Origin of the sequence: Streptomyces griseoloalbus (assembly GCA_014650015.1) — a bacterium.
GTDB lineage: Bacteria > Actinomycetota > Actinomycetes > Streptomycetales > Streptomycetaceae > Streptomyces > Streptomyces griseoloalbus.
The window spans coordinates 112,191-136,423 of record BMUD01000017.1 but is presented as its reverse complement, the minus strand read 5'-3'; the positions used below and the strand labels follow the sequence as shown (position 1 = coordinate 136,423).

General features: G+C 72.1%; 21 protein-coding genes and 1 pseudogene. 14 read left to right on the top strand and 8 right to left on the bottom strand.

The window, feature by feature from the left end:
* Positions 1–177: 177 nt before the first annotated feature.
* From IE178_RS24695 to IE178_RS24690, 3 genes and pseudogenes are all read left to right on the top strand, one after another.
* On the top strand, positions 178–1,635 hold the full coding sequence (locus tag IE178_RS24695; protein ID WP_193513818.1) for an alkaline phosphatase PhoX: 1,458 nt from the start codon (positions 178–180) through the stop codon (positions 1,633–1,635).
* Between the two features lie 69 nt (positions 1,636–1,704).
* Positions 1,705–1,865 (top strand): annotated as a pseudogene (locus tag IE178_RS36180) (TROVE domain-containing protein); the annotation flags it as partial.
* An 89-nt stretch (positions 1,866–1,954) separates the two neighbouring features.
* Positions 1,955–2,524 carry a TetR/AcrR family transcriptional regulator gene (locus IE178_RS24690; RefSeq protein WP_193513817.1) on the top strand — a complete coding sequence of 190 codons (570 nt, stop codon included), beginning with the start codon at positions 1,955–1,957 and terminating at the stop codon, positions 2,522–2,524.
* A 48-nt stretch (positions 2,525–2,572) separates the two neighbouring features.
* Here the strand turns inward: IE178_RS24690 and IE178_RS24685 are convergent, their stop codons facing one another.
* The 7 genes from IE178_RS24685 to IE178_RS24655 form a co-directional block, all read right to left on the bottom strand.
* Positions 2,573–3,790, bottom strand: coding sequence for a TerD family protein (locus IE178_RS24685; protein WP_184763692.1), 1,218 nt, complete (start codon positions 3,788–3,790; stop codon positions 2,573–2,575).
* 167 nt (positions 3,791–3,957) lie between these two features.
* Positions 3,958–4,947, bottom strand: a complete 990-nt coding sequence (locus tag IE178_RS24680; protein ID WP_184763549.1) for a zinc-dependent alcohol dehydrogenase family protein — start codon at positions 4,945–4,947, stop codon at positions 3,958–3,960.
* Positions 4,944–5,795: a carbohydrate ABC transporter permease gene (locus IE178_RS24675; protein WP_184763550.1), complete on the bottom strand. Its 852-nt coding sequence runs from the start codon at positions 5,793–5,795 to the stop codon at positions 4,944–4,946. Before IE178_RS24675 ends, IE178_RS24680 begins: the two co-directional genes overlap by 4 nt.
* Positions 5,792–6,733: a carbohydrate ABC transporter permease gene (locus tag IE178_RS24670; protein ID WP_184763551.1), complete on the bottom strand. Its 942-nt coding sequence runs from the start codon at positions 6,731–6,733 to the stop codon at positions 5,792–5,794. Before IE178_RS24670 ends, IE178_RS24675 begins: the two co-directional genes overlap by 4 nt.
* Positions 6,730–8,103 (bottom strand): ABC transporter substrate-binding protein, encoded by a 1,374-nt coding sequence (locus IE178_RS24665; RefSeq protein WP_184763552.1) that lies wholly within the window; start codon positions 8,101–8,103, stop codon positions 6,730–6,732. Before IE178_RS24665 ends, IE178_RS24670 begins: the two co-directional genes overlap by 4 nt.
* A 98-nt stretch (positions 8,104–8,201) precedes the next feature.
* Positions 8,202–8,972, bottom strand: coding sequence for a DeoR/GlpR family DNA-binding transcription regulator (locus IE178_RS24660; RefSeq protein ID WP_184763553.1), 771 nt, complete (start codon positions 8,970–8,972; stop codon positions 8,202–8,204).
* 422 nt (positions 8,973–9,394) lie between these two features.
* Positions 9,395–10,204, bottom strand: a complete 810-nt coding sequence (locus tag IE178_RS24655; RefSeq protein ID WP_184763554.1) for an NAD-dependent epimerase/dehydratase family protein — start codon at positions 10,202–10,204, stop codon at positions 9,395–9,397.
* Positions 10,205–10,445: 241 nt separating this feature from the next.
* Here IE178_RS24655 and IE178_RS24650 point away from each other — a divergent pair, with 241 nt between their 5' ends.
* Both IE178_RS24650 and IE178_RS24645 read left to right on the top strand, forming a co-directional pair.
* Positions 10,446–11,387, top strand: a complete 942-nt coding sequence (locus IE178_RS24650; RefSeq protein ID WP_193513816.1) for a 5-dehydro-4-deoxyglucarate dehydratase — start codon at positions 10,446–10,448, stop codon at positions 11,385–11,387.
* Complete coding sequence (locus IE178_RS24645) at positions 11,384–12,547, top strand: hypothetical protein (protein WP_193513815.1); 1,164 nt, start codon at positions 11,384–11,386, stop codon at positions 12,545–12,547. Before IE178_RS24650 ends, IE178_RS24645 begins: the two co-directional genes overlap by 4 nt.
* A 112-nt stretch (positions 12,548–12,659) precedes the next feature.
* Here the strand turns inward: IE178_RS24645 and IE178_RS24640 are convergent, their stop codons facing one another.
* Entirely contained in the window at positions 12,660–13,910 is a 1,251-nt protein-coding gene (locus tag IE178_RS24640) for an MFS transporter (protein ID WP_193513814.1), read from the bottom strand.
* A gap of 172 nt (positions 13,911–14,082) precedes the next feature.
* Between IE178_RS24640 and IE178_RS24635 the strand changes: the two genes are divergently transcribed.
* The 9 genes from IE178_RS24635 to IE178_RS24595 all read left to right on the top strand — a co-directional run bounded on the left by IE178_RS24635 (position 14,083) and on the right by IE178_RS24595 (position 24,210).
* The gene (locus tag IE178_RS24635) at positions 14,083–14,670 is read left to right on the top strand and encodes a TIGR03086 family metal-binding protein (protein ID WP_184763558.1); all 588 of its coding nucleotides are present in this window, start codon (positions 14,083–14,085) and stop codon (positions 14,668–14,670) included.
* Between the two features lie 725 nt (positions 14,671–15,395).
* Complete coding sequence (locus IE178_RS24630; RefSeq protein WP_184763559.1) at positions 15,396–16,091, top strand: GntR family transcriptional regulator; 696 nt, start codon at positions 15,396–15,398, stop codon at positions 16,089–16,091.
* Complete coding sequence (locus tag IE178_RS24625) at positions 16,088–16,996, top strand: dihydrodipicolinate synthase family protein (RefSeq protein ID WP_193513813.1); 909 nt, start codon at positions 16,088–16,090, stop codon at positions 16,994–16,996. Before IE178_RS24630 ends, IE178_RS24625 begins: the two co-directional genes overlap by 4 nt.
* A complete protein-coding gene (gene araD / locus IE178_RS24620) occupies positions 16,993–18,735 on the top strand; it encodes an L-arabinonate dehydratase (RefSeq protein WP_184763561.1) in 1,743 nt (580 codons plus the stop codon). Before IE178_RS24625 ends, araD begins: the two co-directional genes overlap by 4 nt.
* A gap of 97 nt (positions 18,736–18,832) precedes the next feature.
* A complete protein-coding gene (locus IE178_RS24615) occupies positions 18,833–19,768 on the top strand; it encodes a carbohydrate ABC transporter permease (protein ID WP_184763562.1) in 936 nt (311 codons plus the stop codon).
* Positions 19,765–20,661: a carbohydrate ABC transporter permease gene (locus IE178_RS24610; protein ID WP_193513812.1), complete on the top strand. Its 897-nt coding sequence runs from the start codon at positions 19,765–19,767 to the stop codon at positions 20,659–20,661. The genes IE178_RS24615 and IE178_RS24610 overlap by 4 nt, the downstream gene beginning before the upstream one ends.
* The gene (locus tag IE178_RS24605; RefSeq protein ID WP_193513811.1) at positions 20,658–21,839 is read left to right on the top strand and encodes a Gfo/Idh/MocA family protein; all 1,182 of its coding nucleotides are present in this window, start codon (positions 20,658–20,660) and stop codon (positions 21,837–21,839) included. Before IE178_RS24610 ends, IE178_RS24605 begins: the two co-directional genes overlap by 4 nt.
* A complete protein-coding gene (locus IE178_RS24600) occupies positions 21,836–22,681 on the top strand; it encodes a DUF6807 domain-containing protein (RefSeq protein ID WP_184763565.1) in 846 nt (281 codons plus the stop codon). Before IE178_RS24605 ends, IE178_RS24600 begins: the two co-directional genes overlap by 4 nt.
* Positions 22,678–24,210 (top strand): glycoside hydrolase family 43 protein, encoded by a 1,533-nt coding sequence (locus IE178_RS24595; RefSeq protein ID WP_193513810.1) that lies wholly within the window; start codon positions 22,678–22,680, stop codon positions 24,208–24,210. The genes IE178_RS24600 and IE178_RS24595 overlap by 4 nt, the downstream gene beginning before the upstream one ends.
* The last annotated feature ends 23 nt before the right edge of the window (positions 24,211–24,233 follow it).

Below are 24,233 nucleotides of genomic sequence, written 5' to 3'. Positions count from 1 at the left end.
TCCCGACCACGGGACGAGGCCCTGTGGCCGGCCGGCGGGTGGGAACCCGTGTGGTTCACGGAAGCGAGAACCGTTGGGACCCTCGGTGTTCAACCGGCGTTCAGAGATGGGCGGGAGCGTGGCGGGCGAACGGGGTCCGCCACCCTCCACGGCCTATCCACCGTCACAGGAGACAGCATGTCGCTCACCCGCAGGGACTTCGCCAGAACGTCCGCGATCGCCGGTGCCGGCGTCGCGCTGGCGGGCAGTGTCGGCGCCCTCGCCTCCGCGCCCAACGCCCTCGCGTCCGCCGACACCGAGACCGCGGACGCGCACTCCGAGGACGCGGCGAGCCGGCACGGGGGCATCGGCTACGGGCCGCTCGTCCCGGACCCGGCCGGACTCCTCGCCCTGCCCGCGGGCTTCACGTACCGCGTCCTCACCCACACCGGCAGGACCCGGCTGGAATCGGGCGAGTTCACGCCCGCCGATCACGACGGCACGGCCGCCTTCCCCGGCCCGCGCGGCAGCACCCTCCTGGTCAACAACCACGAGATGGACGGCCCGCGCGACGAGGCCGAGTTCCCGGTGCCGCTCGTCGAGGGCCTCGTCTACGACCCGGCCGCACCCGGCGGCTGCACCGTCGTCGAGGTCCGTCCCGACGGCAGCGTCGCCGAGTGGGTCGGCATCGCCGGCACCGCCAACAACTGCGCCGGCGGCAGCACCCCGTGGGGCACCTGGCTCACCTGCGAGGAGAACTCCGACCGGGCCGGCGAGAACGGCATGACCAAGGACCACGGCTACGTCTTCGAGGTCGACCCCGCCGACCGGCGCGCCAACCGCGACCCCAAGCCGCTGAAGTTCTTCGGCCGCTACGACCACGAGGCCGTCGTCATCGACACCAAGCGCGGCCACGCCTACCTCACCGAGGACGCCGACGAGCCCAACGGCCTCTTCTACCGCTGGACCCCGCCGGAGGGCTTCCGCTACGGCCCCGGCACCCTCCGCGACCTCCCCGACGACGCCGGCGTCCTCCAGGCGCCCAAGTGCTACGACTCCGGCGGCCGGTACGTCGACGACCTCTCCCGCGCCACGAGGACCGGCACGGTGTACGGCGTCGACTGGGTGGACGTGCCCGACCGCGACGCCCGCGAGGTCGCGGTCCGCGAGCAGTTCCAGGCCGGCGAGGTCACCCGCGCGCGCAAGCTGGAGGGCATGTGGTGGGGCGACGGCGGGGCGTACATCGTCGCCTCGTACGCCCGGGACGAGAGCCCCGTCCAGCACGACGGCCAGGTCTGGTTCTACGACCCCAAGCGCCGCACGCTGACGTTGAAGGTCCTGCTCGGCGTCAACCGGGATCCGTCCGAGGACGGCGCCTTCGACGGACCCGACAACATCACCGTCTCGCCGTACGGCGGCCTGATCATCGCCGAGGACGGCGAGGGCGTGCAGCACCTGTTCGGCGCCACCGACAGCGGACGCACCTACCCCATCGCCCGCAACGAACTGAACATCGGCACCGAGGAGGAGCCGGAGTTCAGCGAATTCACCGGCGTCACCTTCTCGCCCGACGGCAGGACCCTCTACGCCAACATCCAGGAACCGGGCATCATGCTCGCCATCACGGGGCCCTGGAAGCGGCAGAAGCGCCGGTGATCAATTCGCTCGCCCGAGCGAGGACCGCCCCCTTGGAGTGATGCACGTCCAGGTGCGAAGGCAGGACCTGTCCCGGCCGACGTGCCGGTCCACACCCGGAACCTCGCCGGCTACCGGGCGGGCCACGGCCCCTCGGGCACCGCCAACCGGCAACCGCCGGGGGCCTGTCGGACGCCGCCTTCCGGATGGTCCCGCTGCTCGAGGCCGGCCGGAACGCCGACCGGCCGTGGCCGCCTGAGGCGGTGCGTCCGGTCCGGGCCCCTCCGCGTCCCCCGCTCGGTAGGGTACGGGGAGGGTCCCCGGGTGCGAGGAGTGGCGGATGGCGCAGGTCAGGACCATGCGCGCGGACGCTCGGCGGAATCACGAGCGGTTGCTGAAGGTGGCGGTGGAGGCCTTTGCCGCGCATGGTGAGGGTGCCTCGCTCGATGACATAGCGAAGCGGGCCGGCGTCGGTTCGGGCACGCTCTACCGGCACTTCCCGACGCGCCGGGCGCTGTTGGAGGCCGCCTATGTCGACCGGATCGCGTCGATCGCGGCGCGCGCCGGTGAGCTGGGCGAACGGCTGCCGCCCGGTGAGGCACTGGTGGAGTGGCTGAACGAGCTCGGCGCCGGGATGATCCAGATCCGCGGGCTCAGGGCGCTGCTCGGTTCGGCCGTCGGCGGCGGCGGGACCGCGGGTGACGGCACCGATTGCTGCGATCCGTTGATGCGGGCCGTGGCCCGGCTGGTCGGGGCGGCTCAGGAGGCGGGTGCGCTGCGGGGGGACGTCGAGCCGGTCGATGTGCTGCGGCTGGCCCACGGGGTGGCCACGGCTTCGGAGCTGGCGGGCGGGGAGGGCGCGTACCTGCGCCGGTACCTGGAGCTGGTGATGACGGGGCTGCGGGTGTAGGCCGGGCGCCCCCGGTATCGGGGGCGCCTGACGGCTTGCCGGGTGCCGTTACAGTGCCTGCGCGGCCGGCTTCACCATTCCGCGGACCGTGCGGGACTTCACGAAGTCGCCCATCGCGGTCATCTCCCACTCGCCGGAGAACTGGCGGATCAGCTTCGCCATCATCACGCCCGTCTGTGGTTCGGCGCTGGTGAGGTCGAAGCGGACCAGTTCCTCGCCGGTGGTGGCGTCCAGCAGACGGCAGTACGCCTTGGCGACCTGGGTGAACTTCTGCCCCGAGAAGGAGTTGACCGTGAAGACCAGGCCGCTGACGTCCTGGGGGAGGCGGCCGAGGTCCACGGTGATCACCTCGTCGTCCCCGCCGCCCTCGCCGGTGAGGTTGTCGCCGGAGTGCCGGATCGCGCCGTTCACGATCTGGAGCTTGCCGAAGTAGCAGCTGTCGATGTGGTTGCGCTGCGGGCCGTAGGCGATCACCGAGGCGTCGAGGTCGATGTCCTTGCCCCGGTAGGCCGGCTCCCAGCCGAGGCCCATCTTGACCTGGGACAGCAGCGGGCGGCCGCCCTTCACCAGGGAGACGGTCTGGTTCTTCTGGAGGCTGACCCGGCCCTTGTCGAGGTTGATCTTCCCGGTGCCGGGGACGGCGGGCGGGGCCGGGGGCGCGGCGGGGGCGGGGGGTGCCTGCGGGGCGGACATCGGCGGGGCGGGCGGGGCCACCGGGGGCTGCACGGCGGCCGGCTGCTGCGGTGCGGTGGCAGGCTGGGCCGGGGCGGCCGGTTCCTCGACCGTGACGCCGAAGTCGGTGGCGATGCCGGCCAGGCCGTTGGCGTATCCCTGGCCGACGGCGCGGGCCTTCCAGGCGCCGTTGCGCAGGTAGATCTCGACGACCACCAGGGCGGTCTCGGCGCCGAGGCTCGGCGGTGTGAACGTGGCCAGGACCGCGTTGTCGTCCGCGCTGCGGATGGTGGCGGTCGGTTCGAAGCCCTGGAAGGTCTGGCCCGCGGCGTCGGGGCTAGCGGTGACGACGATCTTCTCGATGCCGGGCGGGACGGCCGTGGTGTCGACCGTGATGGCGTCGGGGGCGGTGCCGCCGCCGGAGCGGTAGGTCACGCCGGGGCCGGCGGGCTGGTTGTAGAAGATGAAGTCGTCGTCGGAGCGCACCTTGCCGTCGGCGGTGAGCAGCAGGCCCGAAACGTCGAGCCGCACGGGGGCGGCGACGTCCACCGTCACGCGGGCGGTGGGGAGAGGGATGTTCGAGCCGGGGGTCATAGCTGTCATGCCGGGTGAACGAGCGGGGGCGTTTTGCCGTTCCCTTACCTCAGCCCGATCGGACCAGTGGATCGTGCTGTGCTCGCCCCCGCCGCCCTCGCCCGTCGCGTCCCGGGGGCGCTGCCCCCGGGGAAGGGGGACGGGAAGGGGCGGCGGGGGTGGAAAACCTACGGCACCACCACGATCTTCCGGCCCACGCCCGCCGCGAACTGCTCCAGTGCCTGCGGGTAGCGGTCCAGCGGGATGCGGTCGCTGATGAAGACGTCCGGGTCCAGGACGCCACCCGCGAAGAGTTCCGCCGCCCGCTCGAAGCTGTGCAGGACGGCCATCGATCCCGTGATCGTGATCTCCTGGTTGTAGATCCGGTACGGGTCGATCGTCACACGTGTCGCGTAGTCGGCGACGCCGAACTGGAGGAACGTGCCGGCCTTGGCCACGCGGTCCAGGCCGTCCTGGATCGCCGCCGCGTTGCCCGTCGCGTCGATGACGAGGTCCCAGCCCTGGGGCCGGTCCAGCTCGTCCGCGTTCGCCGCCGAGGCCGAGACCCCCAGCTGCCGTGCGGTCTCCAGACGGGACGGATTCAGGTCCACCATGTCCACGCTCGCCGCGCCGGTGCGCTTGGCCAGTTCCAGCATCATCAGGCCCATGGTCCCGGAGCCGTAGATCAGCACATGGGCGCCGAGGCGGGACTGGAGCACGTCGTAGCCGCGCACCGCGCAGGAGAGGGGCTCGACCAGGGCCGCGTCCTGGGTGCGGACGTGCTCGGGGAGCTTGACGCAGTTCGCCACCGGGGCCACCGCGTACTGGGCCGCACCGCCGGCCGTGGTGACACCGATCGCCGCCCAGCGTTCGCAGAGGTTGTTGTGGCCGGTGCGGCAGTAGCGGCACTCGTAGCAGTAGAGGGAGGGGTCCACCGCGACGCGGTCGCCGACCGCCACCTCCGTGACCTGGGCGCCGACGCCGACCACCTCGCCGGCGAACTCGTGCCCTGGCACGATCGGGAGCTTCGGGGCGAACTCGCCCTGCAGGATGTGCAGGTCCGTGCCGCACAGCCCGCAGGCCGCGACCTCGACGACGACGTCACGCGGTCCCGGGGTCGGGTCCGGGACCTCGGCGACGACGGCCTTGCCCACGGACTCGATGACGGCGGCCTTCATTTCACGGCTCCCAACGACAGGCCCTGGACGAGTTTGTCCTGGGCGGCGAACCCCGCGGCGAGCACCGGCAGGGAGATGACGAGCGACGCGGCGCACACCTTGGCCAGGAACAGGCCCTGGCTGGTGATGAAGCCGGTCAGGAAGACGGGGGCGGTCTCGGCCACCACACCCGTCAGCACGCGGGCGAACAGCAGTTCATTCCAGCTGAAGATGAAGCAGATGAGGGAGGTGGCGGCGATGCCGGGGAGCGCGATGGGCGCGACGACCCGGGTCAGGATGGTCGGCAGCTTCGCGCCGTCCACCCGCGCCGCTTCGATGATCGCGACCGGCACCTCGGCGAGGAAGGACTGCATCATCCACACCGCGATCGGCAGGTTCATCGAGGTGTAGAGGATGACCAGCAGCCAGATGTTGTCCAGCATGTCGGTGTTCTTGGCGAACAGGTAGATCGGCAGCAGGCCCGCCACCACCGGCAGCATCTTGGTGGAGAGGAAGAAGAACAGGACGTCCGTCCACTTCTTCACCGGGCGGATGGACAGGGCGTAGGCCGCGGGGAGGGACAGCACCAGGACCAGCAGCGTCGAGGCGACGGACGCCACCAGCGAGTTGATCAGGGACGGCCAGGGGCTCGCGCCGCCGCCCGCGCCGAAGAACTCGCGGTAGCCGTCGAGGGTGAGGGCGGCCGCGAAGGACGGCGGGTTGGTGGCCGCGTCCGCCTCGGAGTGGAAGGACGTCAGGGTCATCCAGGCGATGGGCAGGAAGAACACGATGCCGGCCAGCCAGGCGACCAGGCCGAGGCCCGCTCCGCTCCGGAACCGGCCGCTGGTGCGTACGGCGACGTTGCTCATGCGCGGGACGCCTCCTCACGGAACAGGGACGACACCACGCGCAGGGCGAGGGTCGCGATGACGAGCGAGCCGATGACGACCAGGACGCCGGCCGCCGAGGCGAGGCCGTTCTCGTGAGCCTGGTAGAAGGTCTGGTAGACGGTGTAGGGCAGGTTCGCGGTGCCCAGACCGCCGGACGTGATCGTGAAGACCGCGTCGAAGTTCTGCACGATGTAGATCGATCCGAGCAGGGCGCCCAGTTCGAGGTAGCGGCGCAGGTGGGGCAGGGTCAGGTAGCGGAAGATCTGCCAGTTGCTCGCCCCGTCCACCCGGGCGGCCTCCATCTGCTGCTGGTCCCTGCTCTGCAGGCCGGCCAGCAGGATCAGCATCATGAAGGGGGTCCACTGCCACACCAGCGCCGCCTCGACGGCGAGCAGCGGGGTGTCGGAGATCCAGTCGGGCTGGGGGCCGCCCACGTAGTGCAGCAGGCCGTTGAGGAGGCCGTACTCGGGGTTGTAGAGGACGTGCTTCCACAGCAGCGCCGCCGCCACCGGGACCACCAGGAACGGGGCGATGAGCAGGGTGCGCACCAGACCCCGGCCGCGGAACTTGCGGTCCAGCAGGAGGGCGAGGAGCAGACCGAGGACGAGGCTGGCCAGTACGACCGCCACCGTCAGCAGGATCGTCGTCCACACCGACTTGCGCAGGGCCTCGTCGGTGAGGACCTCCTGGTAGTTGCCGAGGCCGGCGAAGCTCCGGGCGTCGGGGTAGAGGGCGTTCCAGTCGAAGAAGGAGATCACCAGGGTCGCCACGAAGGGCAGCTGGGTGACCGCGATCATGAAGATCAGGGCGGGCAGGAGCGGGGCCCGGGTGGCCCAGGCGCGCAGCCGCGGGGAGGGCCGGCGAGGGGCCGGTCGTGTCTCTGGTGCGGCCACGGGGGCCGTTGTCGTGGCGGTCATCGTCCCTCGTACTCCTCGGCGATCTCTTCTGCGAGCTGCTGGGACTTCTTCAGGGCCGCGTCGACGGACTGGCGTCCGGCGATGGCCGCGCTGATCTCCTGGGAGACCTTCAGACCGAGGTCGGTGAACTCGGGGATGCCGACGAACTGGATGCCGGGCGCGGGGCGCGGCTGCACGCCGGGGTCGTCGGGCCTGGCCTGCTCAATGGCCTCCTTGGTCATCTCCTGGAACGCGGCGGCCTCGGCCCGGTAGTCCGGGTTGGCGTAGGTGGAGGCGCGCTTGCCGGCCGGGACGTTCGACCAGCCGAACTCGTCGCCGACCAGCTGCTCGTACCCCTTGCTGGAGGCCCAGGAGACGAACTTCCAGGCGTTGTCGGGATTGCGGGAGGCGTCCTGGATGCCCCAGGCCCAGGTGTAGAGCCAGCCGGAGGACTCCGTCTTCTCGACCGGCGCCGGGGCGTAGCCGAGCTTGCCCTTCACGGGGGACTTGTCCGCCTCCAGGGCGCCGGCCGCGGAGGTGGCGTCGTACCACATGGCGACCTTGCTCTGGGTCATGTTGTTGAGGCACTCGGCGAAGCCGGCCTGGGGGGCACCGGCCTCACCGTGCTCGCGGACCAGGCCGACGTAGAACTCGACGGCCTCCTTCCACTCGGGGGAGTCGAGCCGGGCCTTCCAGTCCTTGTCGAACCAGGTGCCGCCGAAGGTGTTGACCACGGTGGTCAGCGGGGCCATGACCTCGCCCCAGCCGGGCAGGCCGCGCAGGCAGATGCCCTTCATGCCCGGCTCGGCGCCGTCGAGTTCGGCGGCGAGGTCGGCCACCTGCCGCCAGGTGGGCTTGGCGGGCATGGTCAGGCCCTCCTTCTCGAAGATGTCCTTGCGGTACATCAGGAAGGAGGACTCGCCGTAGAAGGGCTGGCCGTAGAGCTTGCCGTCGTCGCCGGTGAGGGACTGGCGCATCGGCTTGAGGACGTCCTGTTCGTCGTACGCCTTGTCCTCGGCGACGTAGGAGTCCATCTCGTGCAGCCAGCCGTTGCGGGCGTAGATGGGGATCTCGTAGTTGGACAGCGTGGCCACGTCGTACTGGCCGGCCTGGTTGGCGAAGTCCTGGCTGATCTTGTCGCGGACGTCGTTCTCCGGCAGCACGGTGAAGTTGACCTTGATGCCGGTGTCTTTGGTGAAGTGGTCCGCGGTCAGCTTCTGCAGCTCGACCATCTGCGGGTTGTTGACCATCAGGACGTTGATGGAGTCACCGCCGGATCCGGCCCCGCCTGCCCCGACCCAGCAGCCGGAGAGCAGCGGGGCGAGTAGCGTCCCTGCGGCGACCGCGGCGAGTGTGGCTCGCGGCGGCCTCCGTCGGCTCTGGGTTCGCATGGATCGCTCCTGGACATATAGGGGGATTGTGGGGCGCCGCCGGGCATGGCTCCGCCCCGAGGGAACGTGAAAAACGGTGTGCTGTGTACTGATGTGGCTCAGACCCGGATGACCTGGGGACCGAGCAGGGAGTAGCGGTGGGCCTCGGCCGCCGGGAGCAGGGTGCTCGTGACGATCGCCTCCAGCGCGCCGACTTCGGCGAACCGGCAGAAGCTGACCGCTCCGAACTTGGTGTGCACGCCGGCAAACACCACCCGGCGGGCGGCCCGCACCGCCTGCGCCTTGACCTCGCTGACCGCAGGGTCGGGCGTGGTCAGACCGTGTTCGCGGGATATCCCGTTGGCGCCGATGAACGCCAGGTCGATGACGAAGCCGGAGAGCATCTTCGTCGTCCAGTGGTCGACGGTGGCGAGGGTCCCGGAACGGACCCGGCCGCCGAGCAGCAGGACGGACACGGTGCCGGTCTCCGCGAGCGCGCCCGCGACCGGCAGGGAGGCGGTGACCACGGTGAGCGGCCGGTCGGTGGGCAGGGCCTCGGCGATGAGCTGGGGGGTGAAGCCCTCGTCGACGAAGACCGTCTCGGCGTCCCCGAGCAGCTCGGCCGCGGCGGCCGCGACCCTCCGCTTCTCGGGAACGTGGCTGGTGGCCCGGAAGGCGAGTGTCGTCTCGAAGCCGGCGCTCTCCACGGGGTAGGCGCCGCCATGGGTGCGGCGCACCAGGCCGTGGTCCTCCAGGGCCCGCAGGTCCCGTCGTACGGTCTCCTTGGCCACGCCCAGTTCGACGGCGAGCGCCGTGACGTCGACCGAGCCGGTGGCGCGCGCCACCCGCACGATCTCCCGCTGGCGCTCTTCGGCCGTCCTGTTGCTCATGGCCGAACACCTGCTTCCTGATCTCACTGCCCGTTCGGGCCCGGTGGGACCCATGCAGGAAGTTCTACAGCGGGTGCTCGATGCTGACCAGGCCTGTTGGGAACCCGGTCCTGCCCGGTTGTGCCCGTTCGACCCGGAGCGTGCCCGGCTGGGACCAGGGAGGGGGCGGGTCGAGACGTGGAAGCGGGCAACGCGGGTGCCCGTATGGGGTGGCGGGCGGCCCGTTCGGTGCCCGCACGCCCTGGCGAACGTCCATTTCGCGCCGACCGGGCGCGCGTGGGATGCCTTCGGTACGGCCGGTTCGCGTCGTCGCCGGTACGGCCGGTGGGTGCCTTCGGTACGGCCGGTGGATGCCGTTAGTACGGCCGGTTCGTGTCGTCGGTCCGGCCGGTGGGTGGCTTCGGTCCGGCCGGTGGGTGCCGTCAGTACGGCCAGATGGGCGGGTCGGTGACGAAGTGGCCGCCCAGGCAGGCGTGCGCCGGGTTGTCCGGGTCCAACTCGCCCTGCTCGGCGATCAGTTTCCCGGCGTAGGGCTCGGAGTCGTCCTGCGGGTCGTAGCCGAGCGCCCGCGCGGAGGTGAGGTCCCACCACAGCCGGGTGTTGGCGGAGGAGCCGTGGACGACGGTGTGGCCGACGTTCTCGGCGGTCAGGGCCGCGTGGAAGAGGCGGGCGCCGTCGGCGGGGCTCATCCACACCGAGAGCATGCGCACGCTGGTCGGCTCGGGGAAGCAGGAGCCGATGCGTACGGAGACGGTCTCCAGGCCGTACTTGTCCCAGTAGAGCTGGGCGAGGTCCTCGCCGAAGCACTTGGACAGGCCGTAGAAGGTGTCCGGGCGGCGGGGGGTGTCGATCGGGATGAGGGGGTCGTCGCCCTGCGGGCGCGGGGTGTAGCCGACGGCGTGGTTGGAGGAGGCGAAGACGATGCGTCCGACGCCCTCCTCGCGGGCGGCCTCGTACAGGTTGTACGTGCCCTCGATGTTGGCCTTCAGGATCTTGTCGAAGGAGGCTTCCAGGGAGATGCCCGCGAGGTGGATGATCGCGTCGACGCCGCGGACCGCCTCGCGCACGGCCTCCTTGTCGGCGAGGTCCGCGACGACCGCGTCCGGCTCGCCGTCGATCGGGCGCAGGTCGAGCAGGCGCAGCGCGTAGCCGTGCTCCGGGAGCAGGCCCCGCATCAGGGTGCCGAGTCCTCCGGCGGCGCCGGTGAGCAGAACGGTGCGGGGAGCGGGCATCCTCGGGTCTCCTTGCATCACCGGCCGTGTCGACCGTACATATGTGCGCACGACATTCATATTCGTGGACACGCTAAGGAGGTGGGCGCGGCCCGTCAAGTGTGCCGCGACTTCCTGTGGAACGCGAGAATTGGCTGGCGTGGGGCGGGTTGTAGTGCTTGACCGTGGTCCCCGGGGCATCTTAGCGTGGACATGTTCAGAGATATGGACGTGAATCATGAATATGGACCTGGGAGAGCTTGTGACGCCAGCCCCTCTCGCCGCCCGACTCCGTATCCCCAGCGGGCCGTTGTTCTTCCCGGTCACCGCCTACGGGCCCGACGGCGCCGTCGATCTCGACACCTACCGGCTCCATGTGCGGCGCGGCGTGGAGGCCGGTGCCGCCGCCGTGTTCGCCTGCTGCGGCACCGGTGAGTTCCACGCGCTGACGCCCGAGGAGTTCGAGGGCTGCGTCCGGGCCGCCGTGGAGGCCGCCGAGGGGCGCGTCCCCGTCGTCGCCGGCGCCGGCTACGGCACCGCGCTCGCCGTGCGCTACGCCCGGCTGGCCGAGCGGGCCGGGGCCGACGGGCTGCTCGCGATGCCGCCGTACCTGGTCCGCGCCGCGCAGGAGGGACTGCTGCGGCACTACCGGGAGCTGGCCGCGGCGACCTCCCTGCCGGTGATCGTCTACCAGCGGGACAACGCCGTCTTCACCCCGGAGACCGTCGTCGAACTGGCCCGCACCGAGGGGATCATCGGCTTCAAGGACGGCCTCGGCGACCTCGACCTCATGCAGCGGATCGTCAGTGCCGTCCGCACCGAGGTCCCCGGGGACTTCCTCTACTTCAACGGGCTGCCCACCGCCGAACTGACCCAGCTCGCCTACCGTGGCATCGGCATCACCCTCTACTCGTCCGCGGCGTTCTGCTTCGCGCCCGAGATCGCCCTCGCCTGCCACACCGCCTTCCGCACCGGCGACGACGCCACCGCGAACCGGCTGATCGACGGCTTCTACCGGCCGTTCGTCGAACTGCGCGACAAGGGCCGCGGCTATGCCGTGTCCCTCGTCAAGGCCGCGGTACGGATGCGCGGCCTCGACGTGGGGGAGGTGCGGCCGCCGCTGCACGAACCGGGCGGGGATCATGTCAAGCAGCTCGCTCGGCTGATCGAGCGGGGACAGGCACTGCTCGAGGAGGACCGGTGAAGGCGTCGGCATTCGTCTACCCCTGGGACGTCAACGGGGACCCGGAGGCACCCGCGCGGATCGCCGCGCTCGGCACGGCGCAGGTGACGCTCGCCTCCGCCTACCACTCCACGCGCGCGCTGACCCCGCGCCACCCGCGCCACCGCATCGTCACCGCCGGACACGCGGCCGTGCTCTACCCGGCGGGCGACCGCTGGTCCGGCCGCTCCCTGCGCCCGTACCCGGCCGGTGACTGGGCGCCCGGCGACGCCTTCGGCGAGGCCGCCGCCGCACTGACGGACGCCGGTCTGGAGGTGCACACGTGGGTGGTGCTCGCGCACAACTCCCGCCTGGGCGCCGAGCATCCCGACACCTCGGTGGTCAACGCCTACGGCGACCGCTACCCGTGGGCGCCGTGCATCGCGCAGCCCGCCACGCGCGCGTACCTGACGGAGCTGGCCGCCGAGGCGGCGGTGCGTCCCGGGGCGCGCGGCACCGAGCTGGAGTCCCTCGGCTGGTACGGGCTGGCCCACCTGCACGCCCACGACAAGATCGCCGGGGTCGGGCTCGGTGACGCCGGGCAGTACCTGATGTCCCTGTGCTTCTGCCCGGCCTGCCGTGACGGCTACGGCACCCGGGGCCTGGACGGCGGCGAACTGGCCGCCGCCGTACGGACCGCACTGGAACCCGTGTGGCGGGGCGCGCCCTCCGACGGGGGCTGGGCGGGCGTCGAGAAGCTCCTCGGCGCCACTGCGGCGAACGCGACGCGCGCGTGGCGCGACCTCACCGCCCGCACGCTCCAGGAGGCGGCGGTCACGGCCGTACGGCAGGCCGCGCCCGAGGGGTTCCAGGTGCTGCTGCACGCGGACCCGGTCTCCTACCACTGCGGCGCCAACGCCGGCGTCGACCCCGCGCACGTCCTCTCCGTCGCCGACGGTGTGGTCGTGCCCTGCACCGGGGGCGCCGGCCTGCTGACGCCGTTCGCGCGCGAGAGCCGCGGGGGCGCCGTCCTCGCCGCCAACCTCACCGTGGTCTCCGGCATGGGCGGCAGCCCCGGCACCCTCGCGGCGGACGCGGCCGAGGCCCGCCGGCTGGGGGCCACCGAACTGCGGCTGTATCACGCGGGGCTGGCGTCGGACGGGGATCTGGAGGCGGTGCGCTCGGCGCTCGCCGGGCTCTGACGACGAGGTGCGCCGGGCGGCTGCGTCACGTGGGGGCGCGGAGGGGGTGCGGTCGCGCTCGCCGGGCTGTGACCGGGGTTGGGCGCCGGACGAGGTACGCCGGGCGGGCGCATCAGGTGGGGGTGTTGTCGGACGGGGATGCGGAGGTGGTGCGGTCGGCGCTCGCCGGGCTGTGCAGCAGGGCCGTCGCCGTCGCCGCCAGGGCGCATCCGAGGGCGGCCAGCAGCAGCCGGTGGTCGACGACTTCGACCAGGGCCGCGCCCGCCGCCAGACCGAGCACGTTCGGGGTGTACACCGCGGTGTTGGCGGTGGCGGTGACCCGGCCCAGCAGCGGGCCCGGGGTCTCGTGCTGCACCGCGGTCAGCGCGGCGATCAGCACGGCCGGCAGGCCCGCCCCGATCGCCGCGCTGCACGCCCACGCCAGCGCGTCGTCCGGCACCGCGCGCAGCGCCACCGCGACGGCCAGCAGGGCGATGCCGTACGCCGCGAAGCGCCGTGCGCCGAAGCGGCGCAGGGCCGGGCCGGAGAGCAGTCCGACGGTCACCGATCCCGCCCCCTGCACGGCGTACAGCACACCGGCGTACGCGGGGGAGTGACCGAGGTCGTCGACCACGGCGTAGACGAGGGCCCCGCTCAGCCCCGCGCACAGCATCGTGGCACCGCCCGCCCGCACCAGCGGGCGCAGCCGCGGATGCGACCACAGGAAGCGGGCGCCCTCGGCGGTCCGCGCCCGGCGGCTCCCCGACGGTGCCGCGGGACGGTCCCCCGGGACGCGCAGGAACGCGTACACCACCGCGGCGAGCAGGAAGGTGAGCGCGTCCAGGAGGGCCACGCCCGCCCCGCCGTACGCGGCGTACAGGCCCGCGCCCGCCAGCGGGGCCAGCAGCTTCATGCCCTCGTTGGCGGTCATCCGCAGCCCGTTGAAGTCACCGAGCAGGGAGCGGTCCACGGCGGTGGCGATCAGCGCGGACTCGGCCGCGTCGTGGACGACGCCCGCCGCGCCGTACACGCACAGCACCGCGTACAGCAGCCACACGCCGCGCGGTGAGTCGACGGCGCAGAGGGTGAGCAGGAGTGCCGCCATGAGCAGGCTCGCGCCGATCAGCAGCGGCTTTCGGCGGACCCGGTCGGCGAGCGTGCCCAGCAGCGGGCCGGCCAGGGTGGGCGCCCACATCGCCAGCATGCACAGGGCCGCGAGGCCGTCCGATCCGGTGAGGTCCTTCACCCACACGCCGGAGGCGAGCCACAGCGCGGAGGTGCCGAAGCCCGAGATCACCACCCCGGCGAGACAGAGCCCGGCGTTGCGGTCCCGCACCACGCGCGCCACGGTCCCGCCGGCCTTGTCGGCTTTCTTGGTCGTCATGCCTGGCCATCGTGGAGCTAAGGACCGTCCGCCCGGATCGGGCACGTGCCTTAGACGGGGGACGGGCGAGCGATGAGTTCCGCGGCCCGTATCGGTCTGCCTTCCAGGGCGACACCGCCCGCAGGCACCGCCCGGAGACACGGCCCCGGGACAGAACGACGGGAGGCAACCGATGACCGACACCGCCCTCGACCTCGGACCGCAGGCGCGGATCGTGGCGCGCCTCGCCGAAGGCGTCCCCGACGAACTGCTGGCCGACGGCACGCCCTGCCCGGACTACGCGGTACGCAACGTACTGGGGCACCTTCTCGGACTGGCCGTCGCCTTCCGTGATGCCGGGCGCAAGAAGCTCGGCGTCACCACCGACACCAGTCCGGGATCCGCCGTGCCGGACATCGGGCCCGGCTGGCGCGAGGAACTGCCCAAGGCGCTCGACGAACTGGCCGACGCGTGGCGGGACCCGGCCGCCTGGACCGGCATGACCCGGGCCGGGGGCGTGGACCTGCCGGGCGAGGTCGCCGGCGCCGTCGCCGTCGACGAACTGGTGATCCACGGCTGGGACCTGGCCCGCGCGACCGGCCAGGACTACGCGCCCGACCCCGCCGCGCTCCGCCTCGTGCACGACTTCCTCGACGCGGCGGCCGGGGAAGCCGACCGCGGCGCCTTCGGCCCCGTCGTACCCGTCCCGCCCGACGCCCCGCTCCTGGACCGCGCGGTCGGACTGAGCGGGCGCGACCCCCACTGGACGCGCTCCGTCTGAGCCCAAAGCGGACCCGTTCCGGGGCGAAGCGGACCCGTTCCGGGGCGGGGACGGCCTCCACCCCCTGAGCGGTCGCCGCCCCCTGAGCGGCCTCCGCCCCCTGAGCGGTCGCCGCATAGCGCACCGCTGCTCCACGGCCCCCCGCGCCCGCCCGCCCGCCCGAGCCCGCCCGAGCCCGCCCGAGCCCGCCCGCCGAGCCCGCCGCGCCCGCCCGCACGAGCCCGCCCGCGCCCGCCCGAGCCCGCCCACCCGAGCCCGCCGCGCCCGCCCGACGTGGACGCGCGCGTTGTGCCCCTTCCGGGCGGACCGGGCGCCGAGGTGTGGGTGCGGCGGGCTTCGCCGTGTTCGCCGCATCGCGGTGGCACACGGATCCGAAACGGCTGATCGCCGTACGGATCTCCCGTCCGCATGCCGGTCACGCCGCCAATCTGCTGTTCATAGCCTCACGTTGGCCATCCTGACCCGCGCTCCCGTCCGGTGCTCCCGCGGGCGCGGCAGCGACGACATCGCGACTGCGAACGAAGTCGTCCCGTGTGCGGGAGCGTGCCTTCCCACCGCCCCCGCCCGGCGGGGCCGCACCCGCACCGTGTGAAGCAACGGCAACTTCTCCTGTCGGAAGCATTGACGAAACCTCGGGCCACTCCTACGGTCATCGCGTCGTACTTCGTACGTCATATATGAGACGCGATACGCGAGATCAGATACGCGAGATCCGAGAGGCGCGCATGACCTCTGTGCCCACGCCGATCCCCTCCCGCACGCAGTACGTGCTGGAGGAGATCAAACGCCGCATACTCACCGGCCGGTTCACACCGGGCCAGGCCCTGGTCGAGACCGACCTCGCCGCACAGTTCGGGGTGTCCAAGACCCCGGTGCGCGAGGCGCTCAAGACCCTGGCCGGCACCGGACTGGTCGTGATGAGCCAGTACAAGGGCGTCACGGTGCGCATGGTCGACGCGGACATGGCGCGCGAGGTCTACGACGTGCGGCTGCTCCTCGAACCCGAGGCACTCAAGCGCGCCGTCCGGCGCGGTGCCTCCCTCGACGCCGCACGCGAGGCGCTGACCAGGGCCGACGGGGCCACCGACACCGCCGAACGCTCCCTGGCCAACCGGGCGTTCCACCGCGCCCTGTACGTCCCGTGCGGCAACCCGCTGCTCGGCCGGATGCTCGACGAGGTCCGCGACCAAGCCGCCCTCGTCTCGGCCGTCGCCTGGGCCGCCGATCCCTCCTGGGACCGGGAGGCGAGCGAGCACCGGGAGATCCTGCGGCTCGCCCTGGACGGGGACGCGGACGGCGCGGCGCGCGCCCTGCACTCGCACATCGCGTCGTTCGTGCGGCGGGCGTTCCCCGATGCGGGGTTCGACATCCCGTGGACCGGGGACGCCCCGGAAGCCCAGAAAGAGGACGGTCAGGCATGACAACGACGTTCGACACCCAGCGGGCGGCCCTGGCCGACGTGGTGGCGATCCCGGTGACCCCGTTCGCCGAGGACGGCACGGTCGACCCCGGCACCTACCGGGCCCTGCTGCGTCGTCTCCTCGACGGTGGCATCACGACCCTCACGCCCAACGGCAACACCGGCGAGTTCTACGCCCTGACGCCCGAAGAGCGCCGCCTGGTCACCGAGCTGACCATCGAGGAGGCCGGCGGACGCTCGGTGATCCTCGTCGGTGTGGGCCACGACGTGCCCACCGCCGTCGCCTCCGCGCGGCACGCCCGTGAGCTGGGCGCGCAGATGGTGATGGTGCACCAGCCCGTCCACCCCTACGTCTCGCAGAGCGGCTGGGTCGACTACCACCGCGCGATCGCCGAGGCCGTGCCCGAGCTCGGCGTCGTCCCCTACATCCGCAACGCGCAGCTGACCGGAGCCCGCCTCGCCGAACTCGCCGACGCCTGCCCCAACGTCATCGGCGTGAAGTACGCCGTACCGGACGCGTCGAGGTTCGCCGCCTTCGCCCGGGACGCGGGACTCGAACGGTTCGTGTGGGTCGCCGGACTCGCCGAGCCGTACGCCCCCTCCTACTTCTCCGCGGGCGCCACCGGCTTCACCTCGGGCCTGGTCAACGTCGCCCCGTCGGTCTCGCTGAACATGATCGAGGCGCTGCGCTCCGGCGACTACCCGACCGCCATGAAGGTGTGGGAGCAGATCCGCCGCTTCGAGGAACTGCGCGCCGGCAACGGCTCCGCCAACAACGTCACCGTCGTCAAGGAGGCCCTCGCCTCCCTCGGCCTGTGCCGCCGCGAGGTCCGCCCGCCGAGCAGGACGCTGCCGGAGAGCGAGCGCGCCGAGGTCGCCGCGATCGCCGCGGGGTGGTCCATATGAGCGTCCCCGACGAGCGGCGCAAGCGGCCCGAGGAACTGCGCAGCCACCAGTGGTACGGCACCGACGGACTGCGCTCCTTCAGCCACCGCGCCCGCACCCGCCAGCTCGGCTATCTGCCCGAGGAGCACCTGGGCAAGCCCGTCATCGCGATCCTCAACACCTGGTCCGACATCAATCCCTGTCACGTGCATCTGCGCGACCGCGCGCAGGCCGTCAAGCGGGGTGTCTGGCAGGCGGGCGGCTTCCCGCTCGAGTTCCCGGTCTCCACCCTGAGTGAGACCTTCCAGAAGCCGACGCCCATGCTCTACCGCAACCTCCTCGCCATGGAGACCGAGGAGTTGCTGCGCTCCTACCCGGTCGACGGGGCGGTGCTGATGGGCGGCTGCGACAAGTCCACGCCCGCCCTGCTGATGGGCGCGGCCAGCGTCGACCTGCCGGCCGTGTTCGTGCCCGCCGGGCCGATGCTCCCCGGACACTGGCGCAACGAGGTCCTCGGCTCCGGCACCGACATGTGGAAGTACTGGGACGACAAGCGGGCCGGCGTCATCGGCGACTGCGAGATGCAGGAACTGGAGAGCGGCCTGGCCCGCTCGCCCGGCCACTGCATGACGATGGGCACGGCGTCCACGCTGACCGCCGCCGCCGAGGCCCTCGGCGTCACGGTCCCGGGCGCGTCCAGCATCCCGGCCGTCGACTCCGGGCACGACCGGATGGCCGCCGCGGCCGGACTGCGCATCGTCGAACTGGTGCACAGGGACCGGAAGCTGAGCGACATCCTCACCGCGGACGCGTTCGAGGACGCGGTGACGACCGTCCTCGGCCTCGGCGGCTCCACCAACGCCGTGATCCACCTGATCGCCATGGCGGGACGCGCGGGCGTCAAGCTCACCCTCGGCGACTTCGACCGCATCGCCCGCACCGTCCCGGTGCTGGCCAACGTCCGGCCCGGCGGACAGACGTACCTGATGGAGGACTTCCACTTCGCGGGCGGTCTGCCCGGGTTCCTCTCCCGGATCCCGGACCTGCTCCACCTGGACCGGCCCACCGTCTCCCACGACACGATGCGCGAGCAGATCGCCGGCGCGCAGGTCCACAACGACGACGTCATCCGGCCCCGGGACAACCCGGTCGCGGACGAGGGCGGGGTCGCCGTACTGCGCGGCAACCTCTGCCCGGACGGCGCCGTCATCAAGCACATCGCCGCCGAACCCCATCTGCTGCGGCACACCGGTCCCGCCGTCGTCTTCGACGACTACAAGCAGATGCAGCGGACCATCAACGACCCGGCGCTGAACATCACGGCGGACAGTGTGCTCGTCCTGCGCAACGCCGGCCCCAAGGGCGGCCCGGGCATGCCCGAGTACGGGATGCTGCCGCTGCCCGACCATCTGCTCAAGCAGGGGGTGCGGGACATGGTGCGGATCTCCGACGCCCGGATGAGCGGGACGAGCTACGGCACCTGTGTCCTGCACGTCGCCCCCGAGTCGTACGTCGGCGGCCCGCTGGCCCTGGTGCGCACCGGGGACTCCATCACCCTCGACGTCGAGCACCGCCTGCTGCAACTCAACGTGGACGACGAGGAGTTGGAGCGTCGCAGGGCGCAGTGGACGGCGCCGCCCGTCCGTTACGAGCGCGGATACGGCGCGCTCTACAACGAACAGATCACCCAGGCCGACACCGGCTGCGACTTCGAGTTCCTCGCCCGCCCGGGCACCGTCCAGGACCCCTACGCCGGCTGATCCGCCGCCGCGTCCGGACAACCGCACACCTACGAAGAAAGCGCTTCACCCGCTCACGCACCACACAGCACGACGTACCGAGAAACGGAGAACAGTCATGGCCCATGCCGCAGCCGTGGCGAAACCGCCCGCGCCACCCCGGCGGCGCCGTGCCTCCGCCACGCCCCGCAGGCTTCCCTACCTGCTGATCGCGCCGGCCGCCCTGCTCATGCTGGGTTTCATCGCATACCCGGTCATCAGCGTCTTCTATTACAGCCTGCAGAACTACAACCCCACCAAACCCTGGCGGAACGGCTACGCGGGCTTCGACAACTTCACCCGCATCTTCACCGACGACCCGCTGTTCTGGGACACGCTGGTCTTCAGCGCCAAGTGGGTGTTCGTCGAGGTCGGCCTGCAACTGCTGTTCGGCCTGGCGCTCGCCCTCATCGTCAACCAGACCTTCGTCGGCCGCGCCATGGGGCGCGCCCTCGTCTTCTCGCCGTGGGCCGTCTCCGGCGTGCTGACCTCCGCGATCTGGGTGCTGCTCTACAACTCCCAGACCGGCATCACCCGCTACCTCGCGGACATGGGCGTCGGCGACTACGGCGTCAGCTGGCTGTCGGACACCTCCACGGTCTTCCCGGCGGTGGTCGTCGCCGACCTGTGGCGGGGCGTCCCCTTCTTCGCCATCCTCATCCTCGCCGACCTCCAGTCCGTCTCGAAGGACCTCTACGAGGCCGCCGAGGTCGACGGGGCGAGCCGCATCAAGCAGTTCTGGCACATCACGCTGCCGCACCTGAAGGACGCCATCATCCTGTCCACGCTGCTGCGCGCGGTGTGGGAGTTCAACAACGTCGACCTGCTCTACACGCTGACCGGCGGCGGACCCGCGGGCGAGACCACGACGCTGCCGCTGTACATCGCCAACACCTCGATCGACGCCCACAACTTCGGCTACGCGTCGGCCCTCACCACGGTCGCGTTCGTGATCCTGCTCTTCTGCTCGATGGTCTACCTGCGGCTGAGCAAGTTCGGAGGCGAAAGCAAGTGATCACCACCGAGGCCACCAAGGCCGCCCCCGCTCCCGCGCACGCCGCCCCCGCAGCGCCCCGCCCGACGAAGCGGCGCCGGGCCTGGGACGAGGCACCCCGCTGGCAGATCTACCTGCCCCTGGGCATCTACCTCGTCTTCACCCTCATCCCCTTCTACTGGATCCTGCTCTTCGCGCTGCGCCCGGCCGGCTCGACCTCGCTGGTGCCCTGGCCGATGACCTTCGTCCACTTCGAGAAGGTGTGGACGGACCGCAGCTTCGGCACCTTCTTCTACAACAGCGTGCTGGTCGGCGTCGCCACCCTGATCATGACGACGCTGGTCGCCCTGGCCGGCGGCTACGCCCTCGCCCGGTTCGACTTCAAGATCAAGCGGGCGTTCATGCTGGGCCTGCTGTGCTCCCAGTTCGTGCCCGGCGCGCTGCTGCTGGTCCCGCTGTTCGAGATCTTCGCCGGGCTGCAGATGATCAACTCCCTCGGCAGCGTCATCATCGCCGAGACGGTCTTCCAGCTGCCGCTGTCGATGATCCTGATCAGCAACTTCATCAAGAACGTGCCGTACACCCTGGAGGAGGCCGCCTGGGTCGACGGCTGCAACCGGATGACGTCGTTCAGGATCGTCGTCCTGCCGCTGCTGCGGCCCGGTCTGATCGCCGTCGGCTCCTTCGCCTTCGTCCACTCCTGGAACCACTTCCTGTTCGCCCTGATGTTCCTCAACAACCAGGAGAAGCAGACCATCCCGGTCGGCCTCAACACCCTCATGAGCGCGGACAGCGTCGACCTCGGCGCCCTCGCCGCGGGCGGCATCATCGCGGCCGTCCCCGTCGTGATCGTCTTCGCCTTCATCCAGAAGTGGCTGATCACCGGGTTCAGCGCGGGGGCGGTGAAGGGATGACGGAACCCCGGACCGCACCCGGCGACCCGGTCCCCGTCGTCCTCGCCGGCGCCCGCGGCCACGGCCGCTGGCACGTGGCGAACATCCGCCGGCTCCAGGCGGAGGGCCTCGTACGGCTCGTGGGCATCTGCGAGCTCACCCCGCTCACCGAGGAGGAGTTCGGCGGGGAGCTCCCCGAGCAGTCCGCCGACTTCGGCGCGCTGCTGGACTCCACCGGCGCCCGCGTCGCGGTGATCTGCACCCCGATCCCCACCCACACCGACCTGGCCCTCGCGGCGGCGGCGCGGGGCGTGCACCTCCTGCTGGAGAAGCCGCCGGCTCCGTCGTACGCCGAGTTCCGCCGGATGGCCGACGGGGTCGCCGCGGCCGGGGTCGCCTGCCAGATCGGATTCCAGTCGCTCGGCTCGCACGCCGTGCCCGCGATCCGGGAACTGGTCGCGCAGGGCGCCGTCGGCCGGGTGCAGGGGATCGGCGGGGCCGGTGCCTGGGTGCGGCCCGAGGAGTACTTCCGGCGGGCGCCCTGGGCGGGCCGGCGGCGGCTGAACGGCGTCGACGTGATCGACGGGGCGCTGACCAACCCGCTCGCCCACGCCGTCGCCACCGCCCTCGCGCTCGGCGACAGCACCCGCGCCGAGGACGTCACCGGCATCGAGACCGAACTGCTGCGCGCCAACGACATCGAGTCCGACGACACCTCCTGCGTACGGATCACCACCGCGCGGGGCGGGCCGGTCACCGTCGCCGCGACGCTGTGCGCCGAGCGGGCCGACGAGCCGTACGTCGTGGTGCACGGCACCCGCGGCCGGATCACCCTCTGGTACAAGCAGGACCGCGTGCTGCTCCAGCGCGCGGAGCACGGCCCCGAGGAGATGCGGTTCGGCCGCACCGACCTGCTGGCGAACCTCGTCGCCCACCTCACCGACGGCACCCCGCTCCTGGTCACCCCGGACGGGACGGGCGCCTTCATGAAGGTCGTCGAGGCGATCCGGCAGGCCCCCGACCCGGCCCCGCTGCCGGCCGGTGCCTGGCACCGCGTCCCCGGTGAGAACCGCCGTGTCGTGCCCGGCATCGACGGCCTCGTCACGGCCGCCGCCGACACCCTGTCCCTCTACTCCGAGCTGGGCGCCCCCTGGGCGCCGCCCCTGCACCACCTGCCGAAAGAGGTGAGCACCCGATGACCGGCAACGACTCCGTGGTCCTGCGCGTCGCGGGCCGGCCCGTCGGCCGGTACGTCACCCGGCCCGAACTGCCGGCCCGGCTCTCCCCGCGGCCGTATCTGCACCCCGTCACCACCCTGGCCGGTACGGCGGTCACCGAGCTGAGCCCCGCCGACCACGCACACCACCTCGGCGTCGGTGTCGCCGTTCCCGACGTCGAGGGGTTCAACTTCTGGGGCGGGCGCACCTACGTCCGCGACCGGGGCCCGACCGAGCTGGACAACCACGGCTCCCAGCGGCACACCGCCTACCAGCTGCGCGACCCCGACGGGTTCGTGGAGGAGCTGCGCTGGGTGGCCGCGCCGGGCGAGCTGCTGCGCGAACGCCGCACGGTGGCGGCCACCGAACTCACCGACACGGCCTGGGCGCTGGATTTCACCTTCTCCCTCACCAACATCACCTCCGCCCCGCTCTCCCTCGGCAGCCCGGCCACCAACGGCCGCCCCGGCGCGGCCTACGGCGGCTTCTTCTGGCGGGCCCGCAAGGAGGAGACGGCACCGGACGTCTTCACCGCCGGCGCCGAGGGGGAGAGCGAGGTCCACGGCCGCCCCGCCGACTGGCTCGCGCTCGCCGGATCCACCTGGACCCTGGTCTTCGCCGGGGTCACCGCACCGACCCGGCGCGACCCCTGGTTCGTGCGCACCGCCGCATACCCGGGCGTCGGCTCCTCCCTCGCCCACGAGGCACGGCTGACGGTCCCGCCCGGCGAGACCGTGGTCCGCCGCATCGTCACCGTCGTCGCCGACGGCCGCCTCGGCCGGGACGACGCCGCCGCCCTGGTCCGCAAGGCGGTGAGCCCGTGACCGCCGGACAGACGGAGTCCACCTACCGCAACCCGGTCCTGAACGCCGACTGGTCCGACCCGGACGTGATCCGTGTCGGCGACGACTTCTACCTGACCGCCTCCAGCTTCGGCCGCGTCCCCGGACTGCCCCTGCTGCACTCCCGGGACCTGGTCAACTGGACCCTCGTCGGGCACGCCCTGGACCGCCTCGAACCCGAGGCCGAGTTCGCCGTGCCCCGCCACGACTGCGGCGTGTGGGCCCCGTCCCTGCGCCACCACGACGACCGCTTCTGGATCTTCTGGGGCGACCCCGACCAGGGCATCTTCCAGGTCAACGCCCCCGAGATCCGCGGCCCGTGGACGCGACCGCTCCTGGTGAAGGCCGGCAAGGGACTGATCGACCCGTGCCCCCTGTGGGACGAGGAGACCGGCGAGGCGTATCTCGTGCACGCCTGGGCCAAGTCCCGCAGCGGTGTCAAGAACCGCCTCACCGGCCACCGGATGCACCCCCACGGCACCGAACTCCTCGACGAGGGCAAGGTGATCGTCGACGGCGACCGGATCCCCGGCTGGTTCACCCTGGAGGGGCCCAAGCTCTACCGGCACGACGGCTGGTTCTGGATCCTCGCCCCCGCCGGGGGAGTGGAGACCGGCTGGCAGGGCGCCTTCCGCTCCCGCGCGTTCTTCGGGCCGTACGAGGAGAAGGTCGTCCTGGAGCAGAAGGACACCGACGTCAACGGCCCCCACCAGGGCGGCTGGGTGCGCACCCCGTCCGGCGAGGACTGGTTCCTGCACTTCCAGCAGCGTGGGGCGTACGGCAGGGTGGTCCACCTCCAGCCGATGCGCTGGGACGGTGAGGGAGGGTGGCCGGTGCTCGGGGACGACGGCGCCCCGGTCGCCGTCCACCGCCGCCCGGACCTGCCGGCGCAGCCGCCGGCCGCGCCGGCCACCGACGACGACTTCCCCGGCGGACGGCACGGCCGCCAGTGGCAGTGGGCCGCCAACCCGAGGGACGGCTGGGCCACCCAGCACTCCGCCGACGGACTGCGGCTGACCTGCGTGCGCTCCGCCGAGGCGCACGACCTGCGCAAGGTGCCCAACGTGCTCACCCAGCGGCTGCCCGGCACGCCGTGCACCGTCGAGGTGGAGCTGCGGCTCGACAGCGAGGAGCCGGGGGCGCGCGCCGGGCTCGCGGTCCTCGGGGACGCGTATCGCTGGATCGGGCTCCAGCGGGGCGCGGACGGCGCGGTGCATCTGGTGCACCGGTTCGCCGAGGCGGTCGCCGACAGGGAACGGGACGCCGATCACCCGCGGCTCGCTCCAGAGGGCCGGGCCCGGCTGCGCATCGACATAGGCGCCGGTGCGCGCTGCCGCTTCTCGTACGACACCGGCGACGGCTTCCGCCCTTCCGGGCAGGTCTTCGCCGCCACTCCGTGGCGCTGGGTCGGAGCTCTGCTCGGTCTGGTCGCCCTGGCGCCCACCGGTCAGGGACACGCCGGTGCCGCCACGTTCACCCGGTTCGGGATCGGCGCCCCGGCGCACGGCTGACCGCCGCCGGGCCGTCCTGACCG

Excerpts from the sequence above, each read along its gene's own strand:
- IE178_RS24600 (WP_184763565.1), top strand. The coding sequence starts at position 21,836 with ATGACCGGCAACGACTCCGTGGTCCTGCGCGTCGCGGGCCGGCCCGTC.
- IE178_RS24605 (WP_193513811.1), top strand. The coding sequence starts at position 20,658 with ATGACGGAACCCCGGACCGCACCCGGCGACCCGGTCCCCGTCGTCCTC.
- IE178_RS24630 (WP_184763559.1), top strand. The coding sequence starts at position 15,396 with ATGACCTCTGTGCCCACGCCGATCCCCTCCCGCACGCAGTACGTGCTG.
- IE178_RS24635 (WP_184763558.1), top strand. The coding sequence starts at position 14,083 with ATGACCGACACCGCCCTCGACCTCGGACCGCAGGCGCGGATCGTGGCG.
- IE178_RS24615 (WP_184763562.1), top strand. The coding sequence starts at position 18,833 with ATGGCCCATGCCGCAGCCGTGGCGAAACCGCCCGCGCCACCCCGGCGG.
- IE178_RS24670 (WP_184763551.1), bottom strand. The coding sequence starts at position 6,733 with ATGACCGCCACGACAACGGCCCCCGTGGCCGCACCAGAGACACGACCG.
- IE178_RS24685 (WP_184763692.1), bottom strand. The coding sequence starts at position 3,790 with ATGACCCCCGGCTCGAACATCCCTCTCCCCACCGCCCGCGTGACGGTG.
- IE178_RS24675 (WP_184763550.1), bottom strand. The coding sequence starts at position 5,795 with ATGAGCAACGTCGCCGTACGCACCAGCGGCCGGTTCCGGAGCGGAGCG.
- IE178_RS24665 (WP_184763552.1), bottom strand. The coding sequence starts at position 8,103 with ATGCGAACCCAGAGCCGACGGAGGCCGCCGCGAGCCACACTCGCCGCG.
- IE178_RS24640 (WP_193513814.1), bottom strand. The coding sequence starts at position 13,910 with ATGACGACCAAGAAAGCCGACAAGGCCGGCGGGACCGTGGCGCGCGTG.
- IE178_RS24660 (WP_184763553.1), bottom strand. The coding sequence starts at position 8,972 with ATGAGCAACAGGACGGCCGAAGAGCGCCAGCGGGAGATCGTGCGGGTG.
- araD (WP_184763561.1), top strand. The coding sequence starts at position 16,993 with ATGAGCGTCCCCGACGAGCGGCGCAAGCGGCCCGAGGAACTGCGCAGC.
- IE178_RS24655 (WP_184763554.1), bottom strand. The coding sequence starts at position 10,204 with ATGCCCGCTCCCCGCACCGTTCTGCTCACCGGCGCCGCCGGAGGACTC.
- IE178_RS24690 (WP_193513817.1), top strand. The coding sequence starts at position 1,955 with ATGGCGCAGGTCAGGACCATGCGCGCGGACGCTCGGCGGAATCACGAG.
- IE178_RS24625 (WP_193513813.1), top strand. The coding sequence starts at position 16,088 with ATGACAACGACGTTCGACACCCAGCGGGCGGCCCTGGCCGACGTGGTG.
- IE178_RS24695 (WP_193513818.1), top strand. The coding sequence starts at position 178 with ATGTCGCTCACCCGCAGGGACTTCGCCAGAACGTCCGCGATCGCCGGT.
- IE178_RS24680 (WP_184763549.1), bottom strand. The coding sequence starts at position 4,947 with ATGAAGGCCGCCGTCATCGAGTCCGTGGGCAAGGCCGTCGTCGCCGAG.